The organism is Alcanivorax sp. HI0044 (assembly GCF_001634945.1).
The window spans coordinates 1-2,304 of record NZ_LWEZ01001303.1 but is presented as its reverse complement, the minus strand read 5'-3'; the positions used below and the strand labels follow the sequence as shown (position 1 = coordinate 2,304).

At 59.7% G+C, this 2,304-nt stretch carries 4 protein-coding genes; all 4 read left to right on the top strand.

Annotated features, from left to right (window positions below):
- Positions 1-214 precede the first annotated feature (214 nt).
- Entirely contained in the window at positions 215-544 is a 330-nt protein-coding gene (locus tag A3730_RS19025) for a hypothetical protein (protein ID WP_063520725.1), read from the top strand.
- A gap of 68 nt (positions 545-612) precedes the next feature.
- The gene (locus A3730_RS19020; protein WP_063520724.1) at positions 613-1,296 is read left to right on the top strand and encodes a nitroreductase; all 684 of its coding nucleotides are present in this window, start codon (positions 613-615) and stop codon (positions 1,294-1,296) included.
- Between the two features lie 88 nt (positions 1,297-1,384).
- Positions 1,385-1,747: a putative quinol monooxygenase gene (locus A3730_RS19015; protein WP_063520723.1), complete on the top strand. Its 363-nt coding sequence runs from the start codon at positions 1,385-1,387 to the stop codon at positions 1,745-1,747.
- 187 nt (positions 1,748-1,934) lie between these two features.
- Positions 1,935-2,304 (top strand): AAA family ATPase (locus A3730_RS19010; protein ID WP_156501256.1); only part of this gene is annotated, 370 nt, incomplete at its 3' end.

The window sequence follows — 2,304 nt, the reverse complement described above, 5'->3', positions numbered from 1 at the left end:
AGCCCCGCTGCGCGCCGTGTGTTGGCGGATCATGCCTGCCTGCAGCTGGAAATGATGGCGCTGGGCGGCAGGCAGATGGCGGTAGGTAATCGGCTATGAAATGGCGGTTTGTGACGTGATTCGTGGGTTTGTGCCGAAAAATGCACTAAAAAGGGTCGCGAACTCAGCAACGTTAATACCGCAACGTTGCTGCCGATTGCCACAGGAGGTGGCGATGTCTTTTGATCCCAAGGATCCGTACGACGCCGCAGCACTGTACGACATGTGGCTCAATTGCAGCCGTTGTCCTGCCACCTTTGATTTTGAACCCGGTGGTGAGGTCAATCTGGATTATTATCACCGTATCGGCCAGCAGGCCCGGATGGAAAACTGGGCAGTGTTGCCGGCTCGCAATCACGGCGAAGAACTGGTGTTCAATGTGCTTTGTCCTGACTGCGCCCGGCGCTTTGGGGTGGATGGCTGCGACGGCCGCATGGAGTTGGCTGCACCGGTGATCGACCAGATCTGCCAGGCCATGCGTGACGCGTCCGAACAAGCGGCCTGATCGCTACGGTCATCGTGTCTGTCTCTCCGCCCCGGTAGACTCGGAGCGAGTGTTGACAGGAGCCCTTGATGACCGCCCACGATATTTCCCTGGCTGATGCCATGATTCAGCGCCGCTCCGTACGCGGCTTTACCGACAAACCGGTACCTCAGGAGGTGCTGGACGCGGTGTTCTCGCTTGCCCAGCGCTCTCCCTCCAACTGCAATATCCAGCCCTGGAAAGTGTGGGTAGCGTCCGGTGCCGTGCGCGATGCGCTGCGCGAGCGCATGGTGGAGAAGGTTACTCAGGGCGTCCCTTTTGCTCCGGATTATGACAGCCTGCCGCGTTTCGAGGGGGTGTACCGGGAGCGCCAGGTGGATTGCGCCATGGCGCTGTACGGCAGCATGGGCATTGCCCGCGAAGACCGTCCTGGTCGGCAACGTGCCGAATTGCGCAATTTCGAGTTGTTTGATGCGCCCCATGTGGCGTTTATTGGCATGGAGCGGGAGTTCGGCGTCACCGTGGGACTGGATGTGGGCATGTACGTGCAGTCATTGCTGCTGTCCATGAGTGCCTATGGGTTGGGCGCCTGCGCCCAGGGCAGCATGCGTTACTATCCTGACGATGTGCGGGAAATGCTGGGGATCCCGTCCAGTACGGCCATCGTGCTGGGGATCAGCTTTGGGTACGAGGACCCGGATATCGCGGCAAACAAGGCCCGAGTGGATCGGGTGCCGGTCTCCGACTCGGTGCAGTTCTGCGATAGTTTGTAGTCGAGCCCTGTGCTGAAAACAGGCAGGGTCCGGGCAGCGTTGGCTCGATTGTGCTACAATGGTCGTTTTCCCAGCGTAGTGACCCTCCATGATCATAGTGAAAGGCTCCTTTCCCGTGAAAGAAGACGAACAGCCCCATGCGTTGGCGCTGGTGCAGGCGCTTGCCAGTGCGTCGCGGGGAGAGCGGGGGTGTCTGGCCTATGAGGTATACCTGCAGGCGGATGCGCCCAGGGTGATTATGGTGTGGCAGCAGTGGTCGAACCTGGATGCGCTGGAAATCCATTTTGGCTCCGAGCATGTGGACGCCTTTCTCGATGCCATTCCCGACATGATTGATGGCGATGTCACCTCGGCTCGCTTTGATGTGTCCAGCATGGATGGCGACCCCATTGTCGAGGACGTCAGCGAGATCGCCCCTGTGGTGCTGGCGGATAACATCACTCTGCATTAACGCCCCGGTCGGCGCTCTGCGTGTTCGTTCATTGATTCCTTTTCGCTCACCGCGTTGTCCTGCGCCGCTTCCTGTCGGTGTTGTGTCGTGGTTGGCCAGTGTCTCCCGTCGTGCTCTGCGTTACTCTGTCTGGCTCAGGCAAGGTCTGGCTTTCGCTGTGCCTTGGCAAGGTTGTGCAGGAGTGCCCATGAAAACCCGTATCGACTCCGTCGAAGACATTATTCGCAGCTTCTCCGAGCAGGGTTACATTTGCAGCGAGCGCATTGCGCTGGCGGTGTACCTGGCGGCGCAGCTACACAAGCCGGTGCTGGTGGAAGGCCCGCCGGGGGTGGGCAAAACCGAGCTGGCAAAAGCGGCCGCCGCCTTTCTGGAAGCGCCGCTGATTCGCTTGCAGTGCTATGAAGGGCTGGATGAAAGCCGGGCGCTATACGAATGGAAGTACGGCAAGCAGTTGCTGTATACGCAACTGCTGCGCGACAAGCTCGGTGGCATGCTGGCCGATACGGATAGCCTGGAAGCCAGCATGGATCGCCTGGGGGATTTGGGTGAAGCGTTCT

Coding starts and splice junctions, on each gene's coding strand:
- A3730_RS19025 (WP_063520725.1), top strand. CDS start 215: ATGTCTTTTGATCCCAAGGATCCGTACGACGCCGCAGCACTGTACGAC.
- A3730_RS19020 (WP_063520724.1), top strand. CDS start 613: ATGACCGCCCACGATATTTCCCTGGCTGATGCCATGATTCAGCGCCGC.
- A3730_RS19015 (WP_063520723.1), top strand. CDS start 1,385: ATGATCATAGTGAAAGGCTCCTTTCCCGTGAAAGAAGACGAACAGCCC.